This window comes from Paenibacillus sp. VMFN-D1 (assembly GCF_003386155.1).
In the GTDB taxonomy this organism is placed as follows: Bacteria; Bacillota; Bacilli; order Paenibacillales; family Paenibacillaceae; genus Paenibacillus_AQ; species Paenibacillus_AQ favisporus.
The window spans coordinates 486,458-512,863 of record NZ_QRDU01000003.1; the positions used below are offsets into that span (position 1 = coordinate 486,458).

Consider the following 26,406-nt stretch of genomic DNA (forward strand, 5'->3'; position numbering starts at 1 on the left):
GCACGCAAACAGTCCCAGCTCCAGCCGGGGCTGGAAACAGGGACTGCCTTCATATCTCCTCTATGTGTCTGTACGGGCTGCTCAACGGAACGATTAAGATTTAGCCGCCGCTTCAAGCTCCTTGATCTGCGCCTTGTATTGAACGAGCAGCTTGGCGAGCGCTTCCTTGATGGCCGCCTCGTCCTTGGACTCCACGGCGTCATGCAAAGCGATGTGGGCCTTCATAAACGCAATGGCGGACTCGCTTGCTTCTTTGCTGACGGCAATGCTCAACGTTCTGGAATGCTCTGAGTCGCCTGCCGCCGCCGGCTCAGTCTTAGCCGCCTCCACCTTCAGGTCCCCCAGCTTGGAGATGATGACCTTAGCAGGTCCGAGCGCCTTGGCCTCATCCACAGGTTTGGCTTGGTCCGCCGCTTCGGATTTCACCAGCTCCTTAATCTGGCCCAATACCTCAGCTTTGTCCAATTCCAGGATCTGGCCTGGCACCTCGGCTTTATCGAACACCTTGATCTGACCCGGCACATCGGCCAGCTCCAGATCCTTGGCCTGACCCAGCACCTCGGCCGCCTTGTCCTTCAGCTTATCCAGGATTTCAATCCGGATCTTCTCCCCCGGAATTGCCGCACCCGCTTTTACTTTCGCTGCATCATCCACAGGAACCGCTTTGATTGCGCTGAAGAAGCGTGGACCCTCTCCTGCCACCTTTTTGAACTGCTCCAATGTCTGCTTCCAGTCCTCTACGGTGTCCGGCGCATATTCTTGGGCCAGCTCGAGCGGATCGGCTATAGCAGATTTAATAACCGCTCCCTTGATTGCCGGTATCGCAGCCACCTTGGCTGGAACATCGGAAGGAACCTGGGGCTGTTCACTCGCGTCTGCATTTGTTACAGCCGGGGCCGCTACGGCGGACATGAGCAGCGCAGAGGCTACCGTCTTTTTAAACCATGCGTTTCGAATCATTGATTCAGCACTCCTTTAATTCGGATATGGTGTTACATGTCCCAGTCTACGGAACGATTGTGGCAGCCTGCGGGAGAAATTATGGAAAAACAATGGCAGAGCTCCATACAAAGGTGCCCGCTTGATATACTGGAGATGAATTTCCAATCCGGGAGGTACATGGGATGAATAACAGTTACGTCATCGCCGTGGTCGATGATGATGTACATATAAGGGATCTTGTCGAGGCGTATTTACAAAAAGAAAACTACCGCACGGTCGGCCTCGGCAGCGCCGAAGAAGCATGGAATCTGTGGCGGACGTCACCGCCGGACATGTGGGTCCTGGATATCATGCTTCCGGGCATGGACGGCTACGAATTTTGCCGGCGAATCCGGCAGGAGGCGGAAGTGCCGATCATCATGATCTCCGCCAAAGACAACGAGGTCGATAAAATATTGGGCCTGGAGCTGGGCAGCGACGATTACCTCGTCAAGCCGTTCAGCCCCCGCGAGCTCGTCGCGCGTATCAGGCGGCAGCTCCAGCGCTGGTACAAGCTGAGCGGATCCGGCGATGCCGCAGCGGGCCTGTCCTATCCGGTCCGGATCGAAACGGGAGGGCTGCAGCTGATCCCCGACGAACGGCGCGTATTCTGGCACGGGGAAGAAGTGGACATGACCAGCAAGGAGTTCGCGATGCTTCAGGTGCTTGCCGAGCATCCGAACCGCGCCTTCACGCGGGACGAGCTGCTGACCCGGGTCTGGGGCGACGACTATTTCGGCAGCGACCGGGCGGTCGACCACTTGATCAAACGGATGCGTAAAAAGCTGGAGCATGTGCCGATCGAAGCCATCTGGGGACATGGCTACCGGTTAAGACACGAAGGAGGAGACGCTAACGATGAAGCTCGTGCATCAGATTAATTTGGCCTTCGGGATCGCGCTGCTGCTGGTCCTGTCCGTTACGGCCGTGGTGATCCATTTCGTCCTGCTGGACCACCTGATCGGCTCCCAGAAGGAGGACCTGAAGGCCATGGGCGCCGTCATATCCGCCAAGCTGCGGGTCGACAGCATTCAAACCGTTGCGGCGGAGCTGTCCACAGCCCCTGCCCTGCCGGTTAAAATGGCGGAAACCAGCGGAGTTGCGGCCATTTTTACGGATATCCAGGGAAAAAGCATGCCCGTGACCGCCCCGAATCCCGCCATGAAGATCGCCGAGGCCGTGAAGGGCGTCTCAGGCGAGCAGGCTTTCAAGGACATTGTAGAGGGGACGGACAAAAGGTTTATTACGTCCGTGAGCGTCATGCCGCAGGGAACGCTTACGCTGCTTACGCCGGTAAGCCGCGTCAAAACGATTGAACAGGCGCTGCTGAAGCGGCTGCTGATCATTTTCGGCGTCGGAGGCGCGTTCATGGTCGCGTTCAGCTTGTTTATTACAAAGAAGCTGATCAGACCGCTCATGAGCCTGCAGGAGGAGCTGATCAAGGTCAAGGAGCGCCGGTTTTCCGAGGTTCGCTTCGTCAGAGCCGGAGGAGAGATCGGCTCCGTGGCGGAGTCCGTGTATGACATGGCCGGGGAGCTGGACCGGTTTAACCATGTGCAGAAGCAGTTTTTCCAAAACGCGTCGCATGAGCTGAAAACCCCGCTGATGTCCATCGCGGGTTATGCGGAAGGCATTCGTGACGGGGTATTTGAAGGTGAGCGCATCCGCAAAGGCCTCGATATCATCATCAGCGAAAGCGGCAGGCTCAAGAAGCTGGTGACGGAAATGACCCTTCTTGCGAAGCTGGACAGCGAAGAGGATGTATTCCGCAAAAACGCTGTATCCCTGAAGGAACTGATCACTGAAGCTTCGGAACGCATGAATCCGCTGCTGGTCAAGAAAGGGATCCGGCTGCAGATCGATTACGCCCCGCCGTCCGGGCCGTTCGAGGTCGTGGCCGACCGGGACAAGCTGCTTCAGGCACTGCTGAATATCATGTCCAACGCTGCCCGCTATGCCGTTGAGCAAATGAATGTACACGCCAAGGTCGTGGAGGGTCGGATCGAAATGACCATCAGCGACGACGGGCCCGGCATTCCGGATGAGCTTCTCCCCTTTCTTTTCCACCGATTCGTAAAGGGCAAGGACGGGGAGTCCGGCCTGGGGCTGGCGATCTCGCGGGCGATTGTGGAGCGTTGCGGCGGGATCATTGCCGCAGGCAACCGGCAGGAAGGCGGGGCTGTGATCTCGATGAGCTTTCCGGCAGCTCCAACGGCTGCAGGGTCCAATACAAAAATGCCCCCTGGAAACGGACCCGGTAAACCTTAAGGTTCATCCAAAATCCATTCCAAGGGGCCATCGGGATCGAATCATTTGAACCAGCCCTTCTCTTTAAAGCGCGTGATGGCTTCCACCCGATTCGTGACTTGAAGCTTATCCAGAATAACGGAAATGTAGTTCCGGACCGTTCCTTGCGTGATATCCAATTGACTGGAGATTTCCTTTGTGTTCTTGCCATCGGCAATGAGGCCGAGCACGTCCTTTTCCCGTGGGGTAAGCGGGTTCTCCTGACCGGAAGCATCGTCCACGAGCTCTGTCGCATAAATCCGTCTGCCCGCCATGATGCTCCGAATGGAACTTGCCAATTCTTCGCTGGGGCTGTCTTTTAACAAATATCCATATGCCCCGGCCTTAATGGCCCGCTCGAAATAGCCAAACCGTGCAAAGGTCGTCAGAATCATCACCTTGCAGCCGCTTCCTTTCAGTTCCTCGGCCGCTTCGAGCCCGCTCTTCCCCGGCATTTCGATATCCATGATACAAATATCCGGCTTCAGCTGCTGAACCAGCTTCACGGCATCCTCGCCGTTGCTCGCTTGGCCCACAACCTGCATATCCTTTTCCAAATTGACCAGCGAGGCAAGCGCGCCCCGCACCATTCGTTGGTCCTCGGCTATAACGATTCGGATCATATGATGACCTCCTTATCCGGGTGTTTAACGGCGTTCGGCACTTTAATGATCACCTTCGTGCCCGGATCGATGCCCGTGGCGATTTCCATGCTGCCGTTTACGAACTCCAGCCGTTCTTTCATTCCGCGCAGACCGCTTCCTCTGACCAGGACCGAGTCCGTCTGGATTCCAATCCCGTTGTCGATGATCTTCATCGTCAGCTCGGTTGCAGACGACTCGATGACGATCGAGCAGACGGTGGCGCCGCTGTGTTTGACCACATTCGTCACCGCTTCTTTCAGGCACATGCTCAGCACATTTTCAACCAATAACGAAGTATTGCTGAGAATCGGGTCCCCTGCCATGACAAATTCAATCTCGGCCGCCTTAAGGATCTGTTTGATACGAAACATTTCATCTTCGAGGCGCGTGCCGCGCATCTGCGTGACCATGTCCCGCACTTCTTTCAAAGCATTTCTTGCCGTTTGACGCACATCATTGATCTCGGACTTCGCCTGAGCCGGGTCGGTGCTGATTAATCTGCCGGCCAAATCACTCTTCAGCCCGATAAGGGACAGCTTCTGACCGAGCGTATCATGGAGGTCGCGGGCAATCCTTTGGCGTTCCTCCAGCTTCACCAGTTCGGAAATCCGCTTATTCGCATCCTCCAATTGTGTCTCCAGTTTCCCTCGCTTGTTCCGATAGTATGTGGTGACAGGCAGCAGAATCACCGCGATCAGACTGATCAGGACGAACGGAATTTGGGTAATCATGACGGGATTCTGCGTCACATATTCATAATTCACCGTAACCATTGTTGTGACGAGATGAATCGTATACAGCGTAACGAATCCAACCCGGTGATGAATATTTCCGATAAAGAACGCAACGAAGAGCGCGAAATAGACATATCCGAAGATCAGGGTCATGGCCAAGGATATCAGAATCTGAATGGACGTCCAAAAATATAACCACCAGCCCTTGGATACAAACGACAACACATAGCAGCCGAAGAACGCTAAAATCATCAGGGTGCCAAACACCACATGAACCGTGGACGAAGAACGAAATATGAAGTAAAAAGGGAAAATATAAAAGATGACCCATACATAAGGACTCAGTCCTGTGCTCCTGTGGAAAATTTGGTACCATTTCTGCAAGGCCGCTGCCCCCCCGATGTGCGAACGATAGTATTCCTTGTAGTTTATCATAAACGCGGGATCACAGCGCTATTCCCCTTGTATGCTTGCTCTGTTGGCTTTGATCGGTTTAGCTCCACGCTCGGTTTGCCGCCGACCAAGTTTGATCTGCTTAAAGCTGACAAATGTTTTGTTCTCCTCATCCCACAGCCGGAATTTAAGAGAGGCCAAGCTCGTCGCGAGCGTAATAGTCGTAGCCTTCTGAAGCGGCGGCGTCGAATTATGCGCCTTCTCCAAATTGTAATTGGGCACCTTCGGGCTCAAATGGTGGACATGATGGAAACCGATATTGCCTGTGATCCACTGCAGCACCTTGGGCAGCTTGTAGTACGAGCTTCCTTCCACCGCAGCTTTTACGTAGCTCCATTCGTCTTCATTTTCAAAGTAGGAATCTTCAAACTGATGCTGCACGTAAAACAGCCAAATGCCCAGCATCCCGGATACGAATAAAATCGGGAGCTGTACCATCAGAAACGCCTCCCAGCCTACCGCCCAGCACATCACTGCATACAAACCGACAATCGCTGCATTCGTCACATGGGTGTTGATGCGTTCCTTCCGCTTCGCTCCTTTACGGTTAAAACGGTACGATATGACAAACACGAAGATCGGCCCGAGTCCGAGCATAACAACCGGGTGGCGATAGAAACGGTAAGCGAGTCTCCTCGTCCATGACGCCGCGGCATATTCATCCACGGTCATCACCCACATATCGCCGATCCCCCGTTTATCCAGGTTGCTGCTCGTGGCATGATGAATGGAGTGCTCGTTCTTCCACTGCTGGTACGGAACAAGCGTCAGAATCCCCGTAATCATACCGATGATTTCATTGGCCCGCCGATTCTGAAAGAATGAATAGTGGCAGCAGTCGTGAAAAATAATAAAGGTCCGAATGGCGAATCCGGAAGCAATCAGGGTTATAGGAATCGTTATCCAATACGATACGGATAAGCTTAAATATGCGGCGTACCAGAGTAATAACAGAGGTCCTAGGGTTGTCACGACCTGCATGATGCTCGATTTCGTATTGCTTTTCTCATAGGGGGCCATTTCTTTTTTTAGATTGGTGACCTTGGTTTGTGTTTTCATCTGTCTTCCTCCCTGAATGAAGCATGCCGTCATACTCGGGGCTTCCGAGGACGTCTTCTAGCCTAAGTATAGAAAACCAGACCGTCACCGAGTAGTCATGAACATCAGGTAGGGAGTATGACAAACGTCATATACCGGGGGTGTGAGAGACAAGCGAATAGGCACCTTAGCGAGGCTCGGAAATAATACATCTTCTCTTTCGAAGAAACAACCCATAGGCGGGTGTCATCACGGGCTCCATGTGAATAGGTTATAGTATTAAATTCAAATATGGAGGTTCCCCATGATTACGAATGGACATCCGTACGGGCCGTGCTGGCAGCCATGCGTGGACCCGTATGCTTATGCTTACAACCAGCGATCCTCTTATCCATACGCCCTTCCCTATACGTGGCCCCAGTACGTTTATCCGGTTCCCTACCGCACGTACTACGCATACGACACGAACGGGCAGCTCAACTCCTATCCTTATCCGTTTGCCCCCATCGCTCCACAGCCGTTCCCCTATGATTGGAACCGGGTTGAACCTACGCCCCAAGGCTACAAATTCAAGATTAACCCTACTACCGAGAAAACAGAGCTGGCAAAGCCCGAGAATACGGCAGTCAAACCTGAGGCCGTAAAGGAAGCTCCTGTGAAAAGTGAAGCGGTAAAAAGCGAACCCGTCAAGGAAAAGGCCGCGAAAGAAGAGCCAGTGAAAAGCGAAGCCGTAAAGGGTGAGCAAAAAGCCGAATCCACAAAAGGTGTTCAGATGAACACCTCGATGGAAATCGGCGGCAAACACGGCGTTGGAGTCAGCGCCAGCGGCCAGATGGACAGCACCGGCGTCAGCACCCAAGCCGGCACGCATGTCGGCGGCGAAGCCTACGGGCTCGGCGTTCAAGGTGAAGCCGGGGTAAGCGGCAGCCATGGCCTCAGCTTCGATACCGGCGCCCAATTGGGCGGCAAGTACGGCCTGGGCGTCCACGCCGACGGACATGTCGGCATCAAGCAGGGAATCGGCTTGAATACGGAAGCCCAGCTTGGCGGAGACCACGGCATCGGTGCCTATGTGAACAGCCAGGTTGGCGGCGGGCAGGGGGCCGGCGTCAGCGCAGGTGCCCATGTGGGCGGCGATCACGGTCTCGGGGCACATGCCGGGGCGCAAGTTGGCGGCGGTAAAGGCGTCAGCTTTAAGGTCGGCGGCAATGTCGGCAGCCATGACGGCGAGCTCGGCCTGAACTTTGGAGGCTCCGACAAGAAAAAATCCTAACGCTTTGCGAGTTTAGCGGGAGGCCCATGGGCCTTGCCGCTTTTTTTATGTGGGGTCGGGTCCTTCGCTGCCTGGACCGGTAATGTTTTTTTTCGAGCGGCACGCTGTTCACGTATCCTTACGCCTGCTTGGAACGTTATTCTGGTAGGGAGGTGTATCTTCGCAGCCCATTCGCTATGAACTGACTATAAAGGAGGTGTTCCCTTGATCATTGAACATGGTGCAATCATGCTAGAACTGCAGATTGACGGATTTGGAGGCCCCCAGACGTTACACCCTACGCTTGTTTGGGACGGACTTGATGCGGTGCTGATCGATACCGGTACGCCCGGCCAGTGGGGGAAGATCCGGACCGAAATGGAGCGGCACGGCGTTCCGGCAGAGCGACTGCGGGCCATATTGCTGACCCATCAGGATATCGATCATATCGGCAGCCTGCCGGAGATTCTGGAGGAAGCGGGATTCAGCATCAACGTATACGCCCACCCGTTGGAGAAGCCGTATATCGAAGGCGAGCTCCCATTAATGAAGGCCACCATGGAGCACATGGCCTGGCAGCTGGAAGGCTTGCCGGAAGGTGAGCGCAGGCAGATTGTCTCCTTCCTGATCGCCAACCTGCCTAAGGGCAGGGTCGATCACCCGCTGGAAGACGGGCAGGTGCTGCCCTATTGCGGAGGAATCGAGGTGATCTATACACCGGGACATACGCCGGGACACCTCAGTCTGTATCTGCACCGGAGCCAAACGCTGGTTGCCGGGGATGCGATGTTCAGCGTTAACGGCAAGCTGATGGGACCCCACCGCCCTTCCACGCCGGATATGGACGCGGCGGTACATTCGCTGCAGAGGTATCTGAATTACGAGATCGAGAACGTCATTTGTTATCACGGCGGATTCGCCCGGGGCGCCATTCGGGCTCAACTTGAAGCGCTGGTGGGTATGGACTGAGCCCCATCGGCTGGAACAAAAAAGCTGCCGGGATATTCCCGGCAGCTGCTTCTGCATGTTCTATAGTGTTTATACGATCAGATGAGGCCTGACTTCTTCAGCAAACGCTGAAGGATCTCGGCCGTTTCCGCTCGGGTGATCTCTTTTTTCGGCTGCAGCTGAGCGCCAAGGCCGTTCAAGAGCTCGTTCTGAGCCGCTTCGGCCACGGCCTGGGCCGCCCAGCCCGACACAGCCTGACTGTCTGTAAATGCGGACAATGCTTGGCTTAAGCCTTCCTGATCGGCACCGGATTTCAGGCGGGCCAGCTTACCGGCCCGGTTGAACATGACCAGCGCCTCTTCGCGGGTGATCGTATGGCCGGGACGGAACGTGCCGTCGCTGTAACCGTTCACGATGCCGTATTTTTGGGCAAGCGTGACGGCCTCCGTATACCAGTCGCCCGGCTTCACATCGGCATAGCTGCTTGATTGGCTTCCGCCGGCAAGCCCTAACGCGCGGACCAGAATGGCCGCGAATTCTGCGCGGGTCACCGTACGGTCAGGACTGAATCGGCCATCCCCCGTTCCCTGCAGAATCAGGCGGGAGGCAAGGTCCTGTACGACCTCTTGGATATGCCCGCTCACATCGCTGAAGCTTGTGCTGTAGCCAACCAAGGCGAACGTACCGCCGGTTACGCTGCTCACGACCGCACTGCGGCTGCCATTCTCTCCGGTCAACCGGGTAGGCACCGGATGCATGGTTCCGTTCTCGTCCAGCATGACACCCGTGGACACCATACCTTCACTTGCTGCCGGAATCGGCAGGATGTGCTGCACATAAGTGCTGTACGGGCTAACGTTCAAGGTTTGACCCTGGAACGAAGCGGCAATCCGGAAATCGACCGGTCCGGTCACCAGCTGCAGCCCCATTTTTTGGGCGGCTGCCTGCAGCTGTGCTGCCTTTGCCGCGTCATACCCGGCGATGGTGATCTGGACGTTCATGCCCGTAACATCACCTGAAGCTTGGAAGAGCCGGGTTAGTCTTGACGTGCCGATCTCAGAAACCGGAATCTGATAACTTCCGTTTGCGGTTTGGATCACCAGCTGACTGGCGCCGTTTTCCAGAGCCCTCAGCGATTCTGCTGTCAGCCCCACCGTCGTTGTATTTGCCGCCTGCATGACCGGAATGGTGACGGATTGTCCCGGCCCGGCCTGGCTCAGCATGGCCTGCAGCTTCGACGAATCAAGGACCGCCGTTACGGACGTCTGCCCGTTATTGGTAGAAGTCGTCGTTTGAAGCACTCCATCGTAAGACTTACCGTTCACCACGATCGGCGCAGGAACGCTGGCAGTCGAATTTCCCGAAGACGCTGGCGTGGTTGAGCCGCCAGTGCTGCCGCCGCCGTTATTCGATCCGCCGCTGCCACCCGAGCTATTGTTGCCACCGTTACTTCCACCGCCGTTAGATCCGCCGTTATTGCCGGAGCCGTTATCTCCTCCTCCGCCGTTTCCGTTATCGCCACCGCCACCTGGAGGAGTTACCGGCGCCCATACCGCATAGAGCGTTATATTTTCCGAGCCGACCGAAATGGTGTCGCCTTCCTTATACAGCGTGCCGCTTCCGTCCGAATGCTGGCTCCACCCGGCAAAATCGTACCCATCCTTCTTAAGGCCGCCGGAGTTCCCCTGAACGGTTACGCTATCCTCAGTACCATAAGCTTGTCCGTCCACAGGGACTACGCCTTCTGTGCTGCCATTACCGTTGTAGGTCACTGTGTACTGGCCATGACCGGGATCGGAGGGATTCTCATCCGAGACCGTTACCGGGCTGAAGCGGATCGCCTGGTTGCTTTCGATCATGGACATGCGATGCGAATAGAGGAGGTAATTTAGGGACAAGCCCTGAGCGGCTTGAATGCCGATCGTTGAAGCCTCGCCGTCATCGTATTCGCCGTTTTCTATCGTGATGTTCGGATACTGATATTGCACATCGCCATTTTCGAATAGAATCGCCTGGAACGTAATCGGGGCATCGGCATTATAAAAATACATATTGTTCCATTGGACGATAAACTTCCGGTCCCCTTCCTCCCCGATCGTTTTCGTCAGGATTTGGGAACCGGGATCGTTAGGATTCAGCCTCAGACCGGATACATAGGACTGCAGAGCAGGCGGTGCATCTACATCTGGATAATTCTCTGGACCCGGAGTGGAATAATTGTCAAAATAAATTCCTCCGTTGATATCGATCCAGATCTGGCCATGCTTCTCCCCATAAAACGGAAATTCGAACGGAAGTTCGACCTCCTTGGACGTATTGTAGGTTTGTTCGCCGAAATCGACCGCCTGTCCATCGTCCGCATTCAAGCTGTCGTCCATCCCATTCAATTGTTCTACGGTGTACGGGACAAGAGGATCAGCGTCTACTTCAAAGTAAGTATGGATCTCGTTGCCCTCGAGCAGCGTTTTACTTGGGAAACGGTTCACCCCGGTAACCGGCTTCACCAGAGCCGATCCATAAGGGTCACCGTCAACGGTGGCCTCGACGAGGTAAGGTCCGCCCTTCGACAGGCTTACCTTATAATGGACCATGTGTGTTTCTTCATCGTATTTAAATCCTTCATCGCCTTCGCCTACGGAGGTCCCGAGGCTGTCTCCGCTCGCCACCAGCACTCTCAGGTCGTCCACCAATCCGGGTTCAACGGGGATATCCCCTTCGACGGTCGCCATTGGGCTCCACGTATAATCGACGCTGTCCACAATCTCTTCGCTGTTTTCATTGCCGGGAACCGCCGCCACACTTGTGCTATCCCCTTGAGGTACATCGGAGCTAATCGATTCGATACCGATTCCAGGCAAACCCCCAGGCTCCCCGGAGTTCCCGGGAATCGGATCGCCTTGCCCCGCATCTCCGGTTTCACTTTCGCCGCTTTCATTTCCGCCGGTGCCGCCGCCGGTTTCTCCGGAATCCGAGCCTACAGTTCCCTCATTGCCGCTGCTCGTGCCGTCGCCGACTTCGCCGCTAGAGTTGCCCGGCTCTTCACTGCCGCTATCTGCTCCGCTCGATCCGCCAGTCCCGCCAGAGGTCTCAGGGGATGATCCATCCCCTTCCGAACCGCTGCCGTTCATTTTAATCGTCTCCACCCGGAACGTAACTGGATGCGGGTCATCCAGATCAACGTGCGGAATCCATTGATTTTCGTACGGATTAATGGAAATGACGAAAGGCTCATTCGGCGGGCCCCCGCTGGTCTCCTCGTGCAAAAGGTCTTCCTGATCGTTATAGGAGCTAACCCTCAGCTTGTATCCCTCACCATAATCGTTGTCGCTAACATAAAAAACAAACGGGTCCTCCTGCGGCTCCACTGCAATTTCGGCAAATGCCGCCACCGGGTACAGCTGCTGCAGGCCAAACATAAGCACGGCTCCCAGACTTAGCTTTCTTAATCGGTGCATTTCCTATCTCTCCTTGCTCTTTCAGATATGAAAATTGTCCCAACCCCAAGCCAGCATGAGTCTTTCCGTCTAGGTCTTTTGAATCGGGATCAAAAAGGCATCCCTATCGTAGCAAGGCAAACAGGCACCAACAATTAACGAAAGTTAACTGGGCCGCCAAAATTCGATATTTTTTTCTATCGGGTCGTACCCCCATTCTAAAAACTATCCATTTCTGTAACCCGTACCATTAAACAGACGCCAAAAGGCATTCCCTGGCCAATATTTAGCCTCAAGGAATGCCTTTGATTAAGGAGCATGTAAGTTAGAAAAACAAAGGAGTGCAAAAAAGTCCGCTCAATGACAGCCGGTTGTCGAACGATGCAATGCATCCGATCACAGCAACGCCGGAATGAAACGCAGCCCCTTTTACAGCCTAAGAGCTAGCCAATCAATCCACCGCTATCATCTGCGGCTATGATACGCGACTATTCCTGCTGGAGCCCCTTCATAAACTGCACGATCTTGTCGTTCAAGCCAGGGAGACCTTCGTGGCCGAAATCCGGATAGATTTCAAGCTTCACAGGCGACTTCATTTTGTTAATGGCGGCGAACTGGGTCGATGGCGGGCAGATCGTGTCCATTAGTCCTACGCCAACCATGACGTCGGCCTCAATGCGCGAAGCCAGGTTCTGAATGTCAATATAGCCAAGCTTGGTGAAAATTTCGTCCTCGCGCTGATGCTGCGGGTCGAACTTGCGGAAATAGGTACGGAGTTCCTCGTACGCATGAACGCTGAGATCCATCTCCCATACCCGCTTATAATCGCTCAGGAACGGATATACCGGGGCCGCCCTCTTGATTCTCGGCTCCAGCGCGGCGCATGCAATCGTCAGTGCTCCGCCCTGCGACCAGCCCGTCGCCCCCACGCGGTCTGCGTCGACCTCCGGGAAGCCCATCACGATCGCCGCCAGCTGTGCGGTGTCCAGGAACACGTCACGGAAAAGCAGCTTGTGCGGGTCCTTGTCGCTTAGGCCGCGGATAATATGTCCATGGTGCGTGTTGCCGACCACACCGCCCTTATCTTCGGACAAGCCGCCTTGGCCGCGGACGTCCAGCGACGCGATGGAGAAACCCATCGCCGGGTAGACCATTTTATCCATCCAATCCCCGCTGTCTCCCGTATAACCGTGAAATTGCAGCACGGCCGGGTGAGGCTGGGCGGCTCCTTTTGGCCTGGCATACTTGGCATGAATTCTCGCGCCGTTCACCCCGGTGAAATACAGCGAAAAGCATTCGGCAAACGGCACTTCAAAATCCGCTGGAACGAGTTCCACCTGCGGATCAACAGCCCGCATTTCTTCCAGTGCCTGCGACCAGTATGTATCAAAATCATCCGGCTTCGGATTTCTTCCTTCATACTGCTTCAACTGGGACAGCGGCATATCTACGAGTGGCACAATCATCAACCTTTCTTTGTTTACAAAGTCAATTTAGTAATTTTTAATCTTACTTACATTCGCCCGTTAACGTTTTATTTCCTGCCCGTGCTTGCAACCAATAAGAAACGATCCTCGACAAGGTTTGCTAACCCATCCTTAACAAGTTTTTTCCATGGCGCTCGCCTTGCTCACTCAACTACCTTACCATTTTTCTCATAACCCCGATAAGGTGAAAAAAAGCAGCAGCTGTGCTACAATACTTGGGTTATAGTTGCAGGTGGCAATTCATTTAGGGGGTACACGACTCGTCATGCTTATTATTGGTATCGCCGGCGGCACTGGCTCCGGCAAAACGACGGTGGCCCGTTCGGTCATCGATCGTCTCGGTTCGGGAAAGGTCACCTTCATTTCCCAGGACAATTATTACAAGGACAACCCTCATCTTAGCCTGGCGGAACGGGAGCTGATCAACTATGATCATCCGTTCGCCTTTGATAATGAACTACTTATCGAGCATTTGAGCCAGTTAAAAGAAGGCCAAACCGCTTACGCGCCGGTGTACGACTTTACGGTTCACGCCCGCTCCTCGGTCGACAAGGTGGAGCTGACGCCGAACAATATCGTCATCATCGAAGGCCTTCACGTCCTCTCGGACGAGAAGCTGCGCGAGATGCTCGACATCAAGGTGTTCGTCGACACCGATCCGGACGTCCGCATTCTGCGCCGCGTCCTGCGCGACATTGAGGAACGCGGACGCAGCATCCAGTCGATTCACCAGCAGTACCTGGCGACGGTAAAGCCGATGCACGAGGCCTTTATCGAGCCATCCAAAAAATACGCCGACCTCATCATTCCCGAAGGCGGGGAAAACGAAGTCGGCATTCAGCTGCTGTCGATCCTGACGGAGAAGTTCCTGACGGGCGACCGGAACTGGTCGGACATCTAAACTCGGCTTGAGCGGTTTATAGAACCGTTGATTCCCAGCGGGCAGCGAACAATAAACCGGACAAGCCAATACAGCCCTTCGCAATCGTGTGCGAAGGGCTGTTTTCTATGCACGAAAGGAACATATTTATGCCAAAAAATTGAAGCCTTATCCTCTCCGCACAACCGGCAGCCGCGCCCTCTAATCCGCCGCCCTATTTCCGGGTCAGCTCCCGAATCAGCCGGAAAGCCGACCTGAAGCGCGGCCGTCTTAGGTGCTCATGGACATAGCCGTAATGGGTCAGCTCCACGCCGGCGTCCTTCAAGCCGTACGCAAAGTCGTCATCAAAGGGCAGCCGGAACTCCCACACTCGCTTCTCCCACTGCGGAATGTTGGCCAGCATCCACGCATCCTCCGCGCCGGGATGAATGTAGGTCTCTGATACCCCTTCCGGCAGAGCGTACAGCTTGGCGATGATCGACCGTTTGAAGCTGTCATACGTTTCCCCTTCCACCAATCCGAAGGGATGGGACAGCAGATAATCGGGGATTGGCACCCCGAAGGTGTCCGCCAACGCCGCTGCTTTGGCTACCGGACGTTCAATGCCGCTCAGCGAACGAAGGAGCGGGTCATCGGGGTGGATGTAGCGGAAAAAGCGGGAAGGCAGGCCCCAGCGTGAAATTTTCCAAAAGGTCTGGGGTAGCAGGCTGCGCCCCGTCTCCATGCCGTACAGACTGCCCATGTGGTTGTCGACATGGCTGATTCGGATGCCGGCCTGCTTGACCCGTTCGTACTGGGCGTCAATCTCCTTTACGACGGCGCCTGTCTCTGCACCCAGCTCAAATTCCCTGACCGTCCGGTACTGCTTGCCTTCGGCGTCATGCAGCGACGGGTGCCCGGTCAGACTGCTCCAGCGCAGGGCGTCGAACTCGCTCGTCAGGGTCAGGTGCAGCCCCACATTAGGCTGCTGCCGGCGCGCGGCCCAGTCGGCCGCCTCTTCAAAACCGGGCGCCACCGCCATGATCGTCGCCGAGGAGACCTTGCCCTCCTCGAGCAGATGCATGATGGCCCGGTTCATCGCCGGGCTCTGCCCGAAATCGTCACAGTTGATGATGAGCCTCTTGGCCATGCTTCACCTCTCCTTTCCCCGTCATATGAAATTCAAACCGGGCCATAAAAGATATCACAACCGATATGACCAATAAGCATAATGGCACGACACTGATCAGGTAACGAAACGTCGCTTCCGGATTCGATCCCGGATTGTCACCGCTTTCATAACCAAAGATCAGGCCGACCACGTAAAAAGCCAGCGCCGAAATCAGCCCGCTTGACCGGGTAATGAACCCGCTGACTGCCGTATAAATACCCTCGCGCCGCCGTCCGGTCCGCTCCGCATCCTCGTCGATAATACGTCCGCTGACCATCGCCGGCGTGACGAGGAAACCGGCCAAACCAAAACCGACCGCAATACCGGCCGCCACGCCGCTCACCAGGTTGTAACCGAACCAGAGCGGAATGACCGACAGACCGTACAGGATGAGCGACAGCCGCCAGGCTTTCACGCCGTCCATCCGGCGGACGATCCAGTACCATACACCAACGAGCGGAATGACCGATACAAACACGGCCGCCAGCAGAATCGACACCTGGCCCTCCGAAATCCGCAGCACGTATTTGGCGTAGAACGGGATCATGGAGCTGACCAGTCCGTTCACGGTCTGGGCAAACGAGTTGGAAATGTTGAAGACCCAAAACTTCTTGTTGCTCAGTGTTTCCTTAAAGGCGGCGGCCAGCTTCATCGGCTCCTGCCTGTCAGGGTCCCGCTGCTCCCGCACGCTAAGCATGCAGATGAGCATGCAGATGCCGAACACGAAAGCATACACGATCGCCATATTGGAGAAGTTGATCGCCGCGTAAATGATAGGCGTCAGGGCAGTGGCGATGAGAAGAGCCAGCACCTGATAGCCCTGCTGGATGGCGGAGGCTTTGGCCCGGATCCGGTCGCCGCGGAACAGCTCGGGAAACAGCGCCCCGTAGTTGACCCACAGAACGGTCGCTACCGCCTCATACAGCACCAGCGTCACCAGAAACCAGGTGAACAGCCCGTTTTGCGATAATCCTCCCGGCGGGGAGAAGACCAACACGAAGGTAAGCATAAACAGCGGAATGGAGGCAAACACCCACGGCCTGCGCCGGCCGTAGCGCGTCTCGGTCCGGTCCGACCAATAGCCGAACAGCGGATTGTTCACCGCATCCCAGATCAGGAAAATGGTTCTGGCGAGCGTGGCGAGCCCGACGCCAAGTCCCAGCTTTTCCACGTAAAAATAGCTGTAAAACGAACTGAATGCCTGACTCGGAACCATCATCGCAAACATCCCCAGCGCAAAGGCGTACGGCGAATTTACCCATCGGCGCGCCATGTGTATTCCTCCCCTACGAGAATAGGCTTCTTGGCCTAAGGCCTTACTGAAATACTATTCAACAAATGGATGATTTTACCTTTACAGAGCAGCGAAAAACCATTTTTTAACCAACCCTCTGGATGTTAAGGCGTTCTATATCATAAGCTATAATTTGGATCAGCAGGCCATCCTAAGCTTTGTCGCCATGCAGTTCACCTATGACAAGCAAAAAAAAGACAATCAACTACCAGGAGGGATACCAATGGCATTGGTCGTCGGAGCGATCATCGTACTCGCTGCGTTAAGCTTAGCCTTTGAGCTCAGCAGGGGGAAATCGGCGAAAAGAAAATACATGGTGTGGGGAATCACGACGATGCTGCCAATCGCATTTGTATTTTCGTGGCTCGTTGCGTTAATATACGGGGACTGGATCGCCCATGACGGGTTCGCCGCCATCGGCCTCATGATGCTACTGATTCCGCTGTTCTTTTTGACCGGGGTGGTTCTTTTGCTCGTCGGTCTCTTTACGAAGGAGGAGCAAAGCTAGATAACAAGCTGTTATCCTTCCTCATTCGGATACATTCGCAATAAGTACAAATGCCAAGACATCCCGTACTAAAACAAAAATACTCCGGCTCTACGTGGTAGAGTCGGAGCGCGATGAGCAACTATACATTTTCCACAAACATCAATCTCGGCCACCCGGCGCAGCCATCCCCACCGATCTACCCCACCGCCTCGGCCTTCTTGGACATGTTGCGCTGCGCGGTGATGAGGTTGTAGTAGATCCCTCTTTTGGCCACAAGCTCGGCGTGCGTGCCGATTTCGGCGATCTCGCCCTTGTCGAGGACGATCAGCCGGTCGGCATGCCGCAGCGTAGACAGGCGATGCGCGATCGCCAGCGTCGTCCGGTTGCGCGTGACCCGCTGCAGCGCCTCCTGGATGGCGCTCTCCGTATCGATATCGAGCGAGGCCGTCGCCTCGTCGAGGATCAGGATTCGCGGGTCGTTCAGCACCGCCCGGGCAATCGCCAGCCGCTGCCGCTCTCCGCCGGACAGGTTGCCGCCGTTCTCCTCCAGGCGTGTATCATAGCCGTCCGGCAGGCGCAGGATAAAATCATGCGCATTGGCGATCTTCGCCGCCTCAAGCACTTCCTCATACGTCGCTTCCGGCTTCGAGTACCGGATATTGTCCAGGATCGTGCCGCTGAACAGAAATGTCTCCTGCAGCACGACCCCGATCTGCGAGCGCAGATGCGCCTGCTCGATCCGGCGGATGTCCACTCCGTCGATGAGGATCTCGCCTTCATTTACGTCATAGAACCGGGAGACGAGGTTGATCAGCGTCGACTTCCCTGACCCGGAATGTCCAACCAGACCGATCATTTCCCCCGGCTTGATCTCCACATTAATTTCTTTCAGCACCGGCTCATACGATTTGTAGCCGAATATTACATTCCGGAACGTAATCGTTCCCTGAATCGAATGCTTGACGGACGCCTCGGAGTCCATTACCTCCGGCTGCTCATCGATCACCGAGAAGATGCGGTCCACCGAAATAATGGCATTGGACAGCCATCGCGGCATAAACATCAGCCACGCAATCGGTCCGTAGATCATCCCGGCGTAACCGCTGAACTGCACCAGCTCCCCGAGGGACATCTGCTTGCCGAGAATCATACTGCATCCGATGAGGAGCACGAGATACTGCCCCATCTGGATCAAATAGTTGGAGATAGGCGACAAAATGCTGAATACCTTCTCGGATTGAATGGTCGCCGCCGCAAACTCGGCGTTGTACTGTTTGAACCGCTTCACCTCGCGCTCTTCCTTGCCGAACGCCTTGACGACACGGATCCCGCTCAGCACGTCGTGAAGAAAGGAGTTTGCCTTGTCGTACACCCTCCACTGCTTGCGGAACAGCTTCCACAGCACGCTTTTCCAAATATACCGCTGGATGTACGCGACAAGCGGCGCCGGCAGCAGCACGACGCAAGCCAGGCGCCAATCGGCTGAGAAGAGCAGCACGCTCGCCGACACGAGGATAATGAGCTGAAAGACAGCCGTCGTAAACAGCTCCTGGACCAGATTGCGGATCCGGTCCGTATCCGAGGTGACCCGGTTCATAATGTCCCCGGCCCGCTGCGTGGTCAGAAATCCGAGGGACAAGCTCTGAATCCGCTCATAGACCAGCTTGCGCAGGTCGGCCGCGATTTGCGAGCTGACCCCCGCCATGATCCGCCCTTTAATGATGCCGAGCCCCTCTCCGCCGACGAGGACGAAGAGCAAGCCGAGAATGGCCCAGACGAACACGGGAACGCTCGGTGATTGGCCGGGAGGGGGCTGCAGCGAGGAATTCACCAGCAGCTTTTGAAAGTAAGGGCCGGCCATCGATATGGCGGAAGCCGCAAATGTCACTGCAAGCCCGATCGCGAAGGTTTTTTTGTGATTCATCGCCACCGAGACCAGCCGCTTGAAAGCAGCTGCCTTGTTCATGCACTTCGGGCACACCCTCGTTCCCGGAATGAGCGAACCGCCACAGCTGGCACAGACCGGCTCCTCTTCATCGTTGTATATGCGGATTGTCCGCTGCCTCGACAGATCGTTCAGAATTTGGGCGATATAACCGTACCTCGCAGCGTGCTTCATGGACAGCCTCGTAAGAATAAATTTGGTGCCGGCCTCGTCCCCTTCCAGCACGGCGCTGCCGATCAGCGGCACCACCTTGTATTCCTTCGCGTCGGTAATCAGTCGGCTGTCGACCACACGGCCCTCCAGCAGCAGGGCCCATTTCTGCTCTCCAATTACGAAATAACCTTCCGTCCGCTGCCCGCCCAGCGTCAAATCGACAGGCACGCAGTAACGGATATGCTCCCCCACAGCCTGCGAGGCGGCCCCCAGCTCGCGCTCCGGCAGTGTAAAATTAAGGTTCATGAATACCTCCGTCCTTGTATCGACAGGCGTCGAAATTCAACCTACATGCATACCTCAACCATCTTGTATTCCTTGTCGCTCAGTCGGTCCAGATGCGGGATGATAAACCGGTTGCCGTCCACATCCACGATCAGCAGCCGGTTTGCGGTCATCAGCTTGACGCTCCCGCCGCCGCCGCGAACCGTAAAGCGGCAGCGGCCCGATGTGGTTTCCGCATCCCAATACGAATATCCGAACTCCTCTTTGACGGAGAGAACCTTCGAGATCTCAGGGGCAAAATACCGCAGCTTCACCTGCTCCTCCAGCATCCGCTGCGTTTCCTCCGGGAACTCGTCCAGGGAGCGGATCATCCCGATCTCCTCATTCTCAACGGTTCGAATCGATAGATAGATCCGCTTATTCGTATGCGGAAAAGAGCAGTGCACGTACACTCCGGCGTGCTCCTTGCCCCCCGCCTTCACGTTCAGCATATGGCCTTCCGTCAGGGTAAACTCCGTATCGTCCGGGGACAAATAACGGATTTGTGCCGCCTCCGCGAGGCCGGGGCTGCTCCCGCCGTCCTCGGGCCTTAGAATCTCGCTAACACTTATATCCTTAAGCGTCATGCCGTAATCACCTCATTCATCTTCAGCGCCTCGTCATGCTTTTTGACCAGGTCGTAATAAGCCCCTTCCTTCACCAGCAGCTGTTCATGCGTCCCTTCCTCCACGATCTTGCCTTGCTCCAGCACGACCAGATAGTCGGCGTTTCTTAGCGTGGACAAGCGGTGCGCAATCGCAATCGTCGTTCTTCCCTTGATCAGCGTATCGAGCGCCTCCTGGATTTGCAGCTCGGTCTTCGTATCGAGCGAGGCGGTGGCCTCATCCAGAATCAGTATTTTCGGATTGTGCAAAATGGCCCGGGCAATGCTGAGCCGCTGCTTCTCGCCGCCGGACAGGTTATGCCCTCCGGTCCCGACAATGGTATCGTAGCCGTCCGGCAGCTTCTCGATGAAGTCGTGTGCGCCGGCCACTTTGGCAGCGTGAATCAGGTCGGCCAAGGTGCAGTCCGGATCGGCATAAGCGATATTTTCCGCGATGCTTCCAGACATGACATAGACGTCCTGGGATACGATGCCGATATGCGTCCGGAGGGACGCCATGGACACATCCTTGATCGGGATGCCGTCGATCCGGATCTCTCCTTCATTGACGTCATACAGCCTCGGAATCAGGTTGACCAGCGTCGATTTTCCGGCCCCCGAGTGCCCGACGACGCCGATCATTTGACCGGGCCTTGCATGCAGCGACACCCCTTTCAGGATCGCCTTGTTCGGCTCATAGCCGAAGGTGACATTCGATATGCGGATTTCGCCCTGCATTTCCGTAAGCTGCATCGCGTTCGGCTTTTCCACTACGTCGGGCACAGCATCATGGATTTCAAAAATCCGCTGCGCCGCGGACATACAGTAAGACCACCAGTTCATAATATTGTTCATAAACTGGATCGGTCCGTACAGCAGGAGCATGTAGTTCATGAAGGTCATGACTTTACCGAACGTAAAATCCCCCTGCATGACCTTCCAGCCGCCGAAGGCCCAAATGAGAATGCCGCCAATTTGCGTCAGAATGTTCAATACGGGAAACAAGGTTACGCCCATTTTGTTAAAAGACTGCTCCGCATCGGAAAAAGCCCCGCTGGCCCGCTGGAAACGGGTATTCTCCATCTGCTCCTTCCCGAACGCCTTCACCACCCGCGTGCCGCGGATCGTGTCGCTGATGATGGCATTCATCGCGCTGACCCGCTTATGCCGCCTGATGGACAGCCTCCACAGCTTGGGAAATACTTTGCGGACGAGCAGGAACACGAAGGGGAGAGGAAGCAGGCACAGCAGGGTCAGCTTCCAATCCATGATCAGCAGAACGGTGACGATTCCGATGATGTTCATGGCGTTGACCACGAAATACGAAATGCCGTCAACGAAAAAATACTGCAGTTCGGTCGCATCATTGTTGATGCGGGTCATCAGCTGCCCCGTCTGCTTCTTCTCAAAGAAGCTTAAGGAAAGCCGCTGCATGGCATGGAACACGCTCGACTTCAGGTCAAAGGCAATATTCGCCGCCATCTTGGCGTTGATGACGCCGAAGATGACCCCAAATAACAGTGAGAGCGTCCGGAAAACGATAATTAGCGCGATGACCAGCCCGATTTGGCCTGCAAACGTGCCTTTGCCGCCCAATGCCTGGTCGAACAGCAGCGTACCTTGAAAATAAGGAATGACCAATCCCGCCGCCGAGTTCAGCAGCATAAACAGCACGATCCAGAACATTGAAACTTTATACTTGCCCGCAAAGGACAGCAGCCTGCCGAAGACGGCATGCTTTTTCATGCATTTGGGGCAAACTTGGCGCCCCTCTTCCGGGTAGATCATGCCGCATTTCGGGCATGTGGCCCGCTCCTGGTCGTCCCGCAGTTCTTCCGGACCGAGCTCTTCGCTTTTCTTCAGCTTCTCGAAAATTTGGGCCAGCCTGGCTGCGCTCCGCATGCCGCCGTTCGTGAACGCGGCAACGGCCCTCTCCTCCGGTGCCTTGATGACGACCATGCCGGAGGCGACCAGATTGACGATGCTCAGCGATTCGATGTCCCGAATCTTCAGCGCCTCCAGCTCCCAGTGGGCCTCTTTTTCCGGAGAAAGCCCTTTCAACGGGGTGTTTGCCGCATACCCGCTGTATGTCTTCTCCCGCGCTGGCGCCTCGTCATGGGACAAGATCAACAGCTCCTCACGGGTCAAAAGTACATACGTATCCCTGAACCCGTTCTCCAGGGCCCGGTCGCACAGCAGCCAGCAGAGCACGCTTTCACTTGCCACGCCGTGCTGCGCCAGTGCGTTCATGATTGCCTTTGGAAGTGTATCCATGAGTCCTCCAAATTCTGTTGTCTTTTCAGTCGTCTTATTAGGTACGAAATATCATACACCCTTTGTCTCTCCCAAGAAAGGGAAAATTTACTTAATACAAAAATTTTACACACTAAACTTTTGGCAGCACCAGCTCCCTTCAGTTTACAAGATTGCTAAATTCCCCGTACTAGCGGGAGTTTGCACCGGTTTTGTTTCAGATCCTTTAGCGTAAGCCTATTGAGCACATCCATTTCTATAAGCTAAAAAGGCCCCCCTCCGCCGCGGCCCGGCAGGAAGGAAGCCTTTTTATCCTAATATATACTTATTCAGCTGCTCTGCTGAATATTACTTCGTTGCGTTTTTCCAGTCGGCAGCAAATTTCTCGATGCCTTGATCCGTCAGCGGGTGTTTTACCAGTTGAGCGATGACGCTGAATGGAACGGTAGCAATATGCGCACCGGCCATAGCTACGCGGGTTACGTGGTCTGGATGGCGAACCGAAGCAGCGATGATTTGAGTGTCCAGGTTATGAACGCGGAACAGCTCAGCGATTTTGGCCACGAGCAGCACGCCGTCTTCCGAGATGTCGTCCAGGCGGCCCAGGAATGGGGATACGTACGTTGCGCCTGCGCGTGCAGCCAACAGAGCCTGGTTCACGGTGAAGATCAGGGTTACGTTCGTTTTTACGCCTTTTTTCGTCAGGTAACGGCAAGCTTCAAGACCAGCCAGCGTCATTGGCAGCTTGATCGTGATGTTTTTGTCTCCGCCGTTGATTTTGATCAGTTCATCAGCTTGTGCGATCATATCTTCCGCAGTTTCCGCATCCGGAGTAACTTCTGCCGATACGGATTCCACTTCAGGAACAGCCTTCAAAATTTCTTCGATGCGGTCTTCGAACTTCACGCCTTCTTTGGCAACCAGAGAAGGGTTTGTCGTTACGCCGGAAAGAACGCCGATTTTATATGCTTTTTTAATGTCGTCCAGGTTTGCAGTGTCGATGAAAAATTTCATGATTTCACTACCTCCACTTATTTTTTTCTTTTATATAAGTTGAACCATTAAAATGGATAATGGGGCAAGTACGCAAAATGTTCCTACGATCGCTCTTGTTTTCGGATTTCTTGATCGTACAGAGCCCGCTTAAGGTAGAAATCCGAAAGCCAAAGCATATGCTTTCGATGTTAGCTTTCCTTTGGAAAGCTTTTACGACCGCTTCGCTTCTTCGGAATCCTTTTACTCCCTTGCCTGCATCCTATTCATTAGTTCAACTTATTTATTAGGATTAGTTCTTAACTACAGCATGGCCGCCAAATTCGTTACGCAGCGCGGCAACCACTTTACCTGTGAACGTATCGTTCTCCAGGGAACGGTAACGCATCAGCAGGGACAGGGCGATAACCGGTGTAGCGGTCTGCAGGTCAAGAGCTGTCTCCACAGTCCATTTACCTTCGCCGGAAGATTGCATAATTCCTTTAATTTCGTCCAAGTTCGCGTCTTTGGCAAAGGCTTTTTCCGTCAATTCCATCAGCCACGAACGGATAACGGAGCCGTTGTTCCATACGCGGGCCACTTTTTCGTAGTCAAAATCGAAATCGCTCTTCTCCAATACTTCAAAGCCTTCACCGATAGCAGCCATAAAGCCGTATTCGACGCCGTTATGCACCATTTTCAGGAAGTGGCCGCTGCCGGATTTGCCAGCATACAGATAGCCGTTCTCTACAGCGGTGTCCTTGAAGATCGGTTCAACGATGTCCCATGCTTCCTGATCTCCGCCGACCATGTAGCAAGCGCCGTTACGAGCGCCTTCCATACCGCCGGAAGTACCTACGTCGAGGTAGCTTACGCCGAATTCCTTCATTTGATTGTATCTTGCAATCGACTCTTTGTAGTGCGAGTTGCCGGCTTCGATCACGATGTCGCCTTTGGACAACAGTGGTTTCAGCTCGTCAAGAACCGAGTCTACAACGGAGTGAGGCACCATGATCCACACGATTCTTGGTGTTTCCAGCTTAGACACAAGCTCTTTGATGCTTGCAGCGCCTTCGGCGCCTTTGCTCTTCATGTCTTCAACAGCGGCTGTGTTCAAATCGAATGCAACGACGCTGTGGTTGTGATCCATCAAATTTTGTCCCAAATTCAATCCCATTTTGCCTAATCCAATCAATCCGACTTTCATTATAATTCCCTCCACACCATGCATTTTCTCTATTTTTGTTTATTGAAACCTTTACCAGTATGGTTTACAACCTGGATCAAGATTGACCCACAAGTACCTTTTCTTCTTCTTTCACAACTTCAGGCTCTGTATCCAGCCACCATTTGAAGCCATCCTCGGCCAGCAGCTGGTCAGATGCTTCAGGTCCGTTCGAACCTGCAGGATACTGATGAAGCGGAACGCTGTCCTCCTCGAAAGCATCCAGAATCGGCTGCACGTACTGCCAGGACAATTCGACTTCATCCCAATGGGCAAAGAACGTGGAATCTCCGCGAACCGCATCGAAAATCAGGTTTTCGTAAGCTTCCGGTACGTCCTTTCCATTTTCATGGAAGTGAATGCGCATCGGCTCCAGCTTGGAATCGTTCCGCGGATTCTTTTTGTTCAATTGCATAAAGATGCCTTCGTTCGGATTGATTTCAATCACGAGAAGATTCGGATCGTTGGTGGTATTTTGTCCCTTCAACGGCTCCTTAAATTCAATGACGATCCGCGTAGATTTTTCCTTCATTCTCTTGCCTGTGCGAATGTAGAACGGAACGTCGCTCCAGAAGTAGTTATCGATCCAGAGGCGCGTAGCGATAAACGTATCGTTCTTCGAGCCCGCAGGGACGCCAGGCTCATCCAGATAACCGGGAACCGGCTTCCCTTGCATTTGACCGGCGGCATATTGGCCGCGGATCACGTTCTTCGCGATATCTTCCTTCTGCAGCGGGCGAAGGGACTGCATGACGTTCTTCTTCTTCATGCGGACTTCGTTCGCATCGCCTCTGCCGGGAAGACGCATACTAACCATCATCAGCACTTGCAGCAAATGGTTCTGCACCATATCGCGGATTGCGCCCGAGTTGTCGTAGTATCCGGCTCTCTCTTCCACGCCGACGGTCTCACTTGCCGTAATTTGGACGTTGGCAATGTGATGATTGGACCACAGCGCTTTGAGAATCGGGTTGGAAGACTCGAGGATTTCCAGGTTTTGCACCATCGGCTTACCGAGGTAGTGGTCGATGCGGTACACTTCGCTTTCATCAAACGCTTTGCTGAGCTGCTCGTTCAGATGGCGTGCAGACTGCAGGTCGTGTCCGAAAGGCTTTTCGATAATCAGACGTTTCCATCCGCTTGTCGAACCAAGTCCGCTGTCTTTAATATTTAAGGCGATCACGTCAAAAAACTCCGGCGCCACCGAGAGATAAAACATGCGATTCTGAGGAATGTTCAATTCCTGTTCACGCGACTCTACTAGGCTCCGCAGCTTATGGTAATCCTCCACTTGATTGGCATCAAGGACGGTATACCGGATCGTTTGGAGAAAAGCTTCCAAAGCGGCCGGGTCGTTTACGGTTCTTCTTGAAAAAGTTTGCAGCGATTTCGCTACGTTTTGCTGAAAATCTGCACTAGATTGTTCTCTGCGGCCCAAGGCGATAATCGAGAACGCTTCAGGCATCTTTTTATCTATAAACAGATTGTAGAGTGCAGGGTATATTTTTCTCTTTGCCAGGTCCCCTGTTCCTCCAAACAAGACAAATGTCATGTTGTCCACGTATGACTCCTCCATTCCATTCCCACCAAAAACCATGCGCATGCTGGCAGATAAATCCGTTGCAACAAGGTTACTTTTAATAACCTGTTGAATTCACATTGGCAATCATAAACCCATTTAAGCGATTAGTCAACAGATTCTTGTCCAAATTATGAACGGAAATAAAATCCCTTTGATGACAGCGCTTTCTATGATATTATAATGGCAATGTATGACCATTGACGGCTGGATTTGGGAATCTTTTGGAATCCTTACAGAGATCATAACTTGTTAATATTAAGTAACCAGTGCACACAGG

The 26,406-nt window shown here is 54.2% G+C and carries 20 protein-coding genes; 6 read left to right on the forward strand and 14 right to left on the reverse strand.

Features of this window, described 5'->3' with window-relative positions:
• Window positions 1–93: 93 nt before the first annotated feature.
• Complete coding sequence (locus C7820_RS23130) at window positions 94–960, reverse strand: hypothetical protein (RefSeq protein WP_116233018.1); 867 nt, start codon at window positions 958–960, stop codon at window positions 94–96.
• Between the two features lie 164 nt (window positions 961–1,124).
• On the opposite strand from C7820_RS23130, the gene C7820_RS23135 reads away from it, so the two are divergent.
• Window positions 1,125–1,862 (forward strand): response regulator transcription factor, encoded by a 738-nt coding sequence (locus C7820_RS23135; protein ID WP_116233019.1) that lies wholly within the window; start codon window positions 1,125–1,127, stop codon window positions 1,860–1,862.
• Window positions 1,840–3,249 carry a sensor histidine kinase gene (locus tag C7820_RS23140; protein WP_116233020.1) on the forward strand — a complete coding sequence of 470 codons (1,410 nt, stop codon included), beginning with the start codon at window positions 1,840–1,842 and terminating at the stop codon, window positions 3,247–3,249. The genes C7820_RS23135 and C7820_RS23140 overlap by 23 nt, the downstream gene beginning before the upstream one ends.
• Window positions 3,250–3,290: 41 nt before the next feature.
• On the opposite strand, the gene C7820_RS23145 is transcribed toward C7820_RS23140, so the two are convergent.
• The 3 genes from C7820_RS23145 to desA all read right to left on the reverse strand — a co-directional run bounded on the left by C7820_RS23145 (window position 3,291) and on the right by desA (window position 6,157).
• On the reverse strand, window positions 3,291–3,890 hold the full coding sequence (locus C7820_RS23145; protein ID WP_116233021.1) for a response regulator transcription factor: 600 nt from the start codon (window positions 3,888–3,890) through the stop codon (window positions 3,291–3,293).
• The gene (locus C7820_RS23150) at window positions 3,887–5,029 is read right to left on the reverse strand and encodes a sensor histidine kinase (RefSeq protein WP_116233157.1); all 1,143 of its coding nucleotides are present in this window, start codon (window positions 5,027–5,029) and stop codon (window positions 3,887–3,889) included. The genes C7820_RS23145 and C7820_RS23150 overlap by 4 nt, the downstream gene beginning before the upstream one ends.
• 69 nt (window positions 5,030–5,098) lie before the next feature.
• The gene (desA, locus tag C7820_RS23155; protein WP_116233022.1) at window positions 5,099–6,157 is read right to left on the reverse strand and encodes a Delta(5) desaturase DesA; all 1,059 of its coding nucleotides are present in this window, start codon (window positions 6,155–6,157) and stop codon (window positions 5,099–5,101) included.
• A gap of 283 nt (window positions 6,158–6,440) precedes the next feature.
• Between desA and C7820_RS23160 the strand changes: the two genes are divergently transcribed.
• Both C7820_RS23160 and C7820_RS23165 read left to right on the forward strand, forming a co-directional pair.
• Window positions 6,441–7,409 carry a hypothetical protein gene (locus C7820_RS23160; RefSeq protein ID WP_116233023.1) on the forward strand — a complete coding sequence of 323 codons (969 nt, stop codon included), beginning with the start codon at window positions 6,441–6,443 and terminating at the stop codon, window positions 7,407–7,409.
• Between the two features lie 204 nt (window positions 7,410–7,613).
• Complete coding sequence (locus C7820_RS23165; RefSeq protein WP_258875361.1) at window positions 7,614–8,357, forward strand: MBL fold metallo-hydrolase; 744 nt, start codon at window positions 7,614–7,616, stop codon at window positions 8,355–8,357.
• Window positions 8,358–8,434: 77 nt separating this feature from the next.
• Here C7820_RS23165 and C7820_RS23170 read toward each other — a convergent pair whose 3' ends face one another.
• Both C7820_RS23170 and C7820_RS23175 read right to left on the reverse strand, forming a co-directional pair.
• The gene (locus C7820_RS23170) at window positions 8,435–11,791 is read right to left on the reverse strand and encodes an S-layer homology domain-containing protein (RefSeq protein ID WP_116233024.1); all 3,357 of its coding nucleotides are present in this window, start codon (window positions 11,789–11,791) and stop codon (window positions 8,435–8,437) included.
• Window positions 11,792–12,258: 467 nt separating this feature from the next.
• Window positions 12,259–13,230, reverse strand: a complete 972-nt coding sequence (locus tag C7820_RS23175) for an acetylxylan esterase (protein ID WP_116233159.1) — start codon at window positions 13,228–13,230, stop codon at window positions 12,259–12,261.
• 292 nt (window positions 13,231–13,522) lie between these two features.
• Here C7820_RS23175 and udk point away from each other — a divergent pair, with 292 nt between their 5' ends.
• Window positions 13,523–14,158 carry a uridine kinase gene (gene udk, locus C7820_RS23180; RefSeq protein WP_089549327.1) on the forward strand — a complete coding sequence of 212 codons (636 nt, stop codon included), beginning with the start codon at window positions 13,523–13,525 and terminating at the stop codon, window positions 14,156–14,158.
• A gap of 193 nt (window positions 14,159–14,351) precedes the next feature.
• On the opposite strand, the gene C7820_RS23185 is transcribed toward udk, so the two are convergent.
• Window positions 14,352–15,266 (reverse strand): polysaccharide deacetylase family protein, encoded by a 915-nt coding sequence (locus tag C7820_RS23185; protein ID WP_076173078.1) that lies wholly within the window; start codon window positions 15,264–15,266, stop codon window positions 14,352–14,354.
• On the reverse strand, window positions 15,238–16,560 hold the full coding sequence (locus C7820_RS23190; RefSeq protein ID WP_116233025.1) for an MFS transporter: 1,323 nt from the start codon (window positions 16,558–16,560) through the stop codon (window positions 15,238–15,240). Before C7820_RS23190 ends, C7820_RS23185 begins: the two co-directional genes overlap by 29 nt.
• 244 nt (window positions 16,561–16,804) lie before the next feature.
• Here C7820_RS23190 and C7820_RS23195 point away from each other — a divergent pair, with 244 nt between their 5' ends.
• Window positions 16,805–17,089, forward strand: a complete 285-nt coding sequence (locus tag C7820_RS23195) for a hypothetical protein (protein ID WP_116233026.1) — start codon at window positions 16,805–16,807, stop codon at window positions 17,087–17,089.
• A 178-nt stretch (window positions 17,090–17,267) separates the two neighbouring features.
• Here C7820_RS23195 and C7820_RS23200 read toward each other — a convergent pair whose 3' ends face one another.
• The 6 genes from C7820_RS23200 to zwf all read right to left on the reverse strand — a co-directional run bounded on the left by C7820_RS23200 (window position 17,268) and on the right by zwf (window position 26,108).
• On the reverse strand, window positions 17,268–19,475 hold the full coding sequence (locus C7820_RS23200) for an ABC transporter ATP-binding protein (RefSeq protein ID WP_116233027.1): 2,208 nt from the start codon (window positions 19,473–19,475) through the stop codon (window positions 17,268–17,270).
• A 41-nt stretch (window positions 19,476–19,516) separates the two neighbouring features.
• Window positions 19,517–20,080 (reverse strand): DUF1854 domain-containing protein, encoded by a 564-nt coding sequence (locus tag C7820_RS23205; protein ID WP_116233028.1) that lies wholly within the window; start codon window positions 20,078–20,080, stop codon window positions 19,517–19,519.
• Window positions 20,077–22,371, reverse strand: a complete 2,295-nt coding sequence (locus C7820_RS23210; protein WP_116233029.1) for an ABC transporter ATP-binding protein — start codon at window positions 22,369–22,371, stop codon at window positions 20,077–20,079. Before C7820_RS23210 ends, C7820_RS23205 begins: the two co-directional genes overlap by 4 nt.
• Before the next feature lie 327 nt (window positions 22,372–22,698).
• Window positions 22,699–23,364 carry a fructose-6-phosphate aldolase gene (fsa, locus tag C7820_RS23215; RefSeq protein WP_076173083.1) on the reverse strand — a complete coding sequence of 222 codons (666 nt, stop codon included), beginning with the start codon at window positions 23,362–23,364 and terminating at the stop codon, window positions 22,699–22,701.
• A gap of 271 nt (window positions 23,365–23,635) precedes the next feature.
• The gene (gene gnd, locus C7820_RS23220) at window positions 23,636–24,529 is read right to left on the reverse strand and encodes a phosphogluconate dehydrogenase (NAD(+)-dependent, decarboxylating) (RefSeq protein WP_116233030.1); all 894 of its coding nucleotides are present in this window, start codon (window positions 24,527–24,529) and stop codon (window positions 23,636–23,638) included.
• Window positions 24,530–24,605: 76 nt separating this feature from the next.
• Window positions 24,606–26,108: a glucose-6-phosphate dehydrogenase gene (gene zwf, locus C7820_RS23225; RefSeq protein ID WP_116233160.1), complete on the reverse strand. Its 1,503-nt coding sequence runs from the start codon at window positions 26,106–26,108 to the stop codon at window positions 24,606–24,608.
• Window positions 26,109–26,406 lie beyond the last annotated feature (298 nt).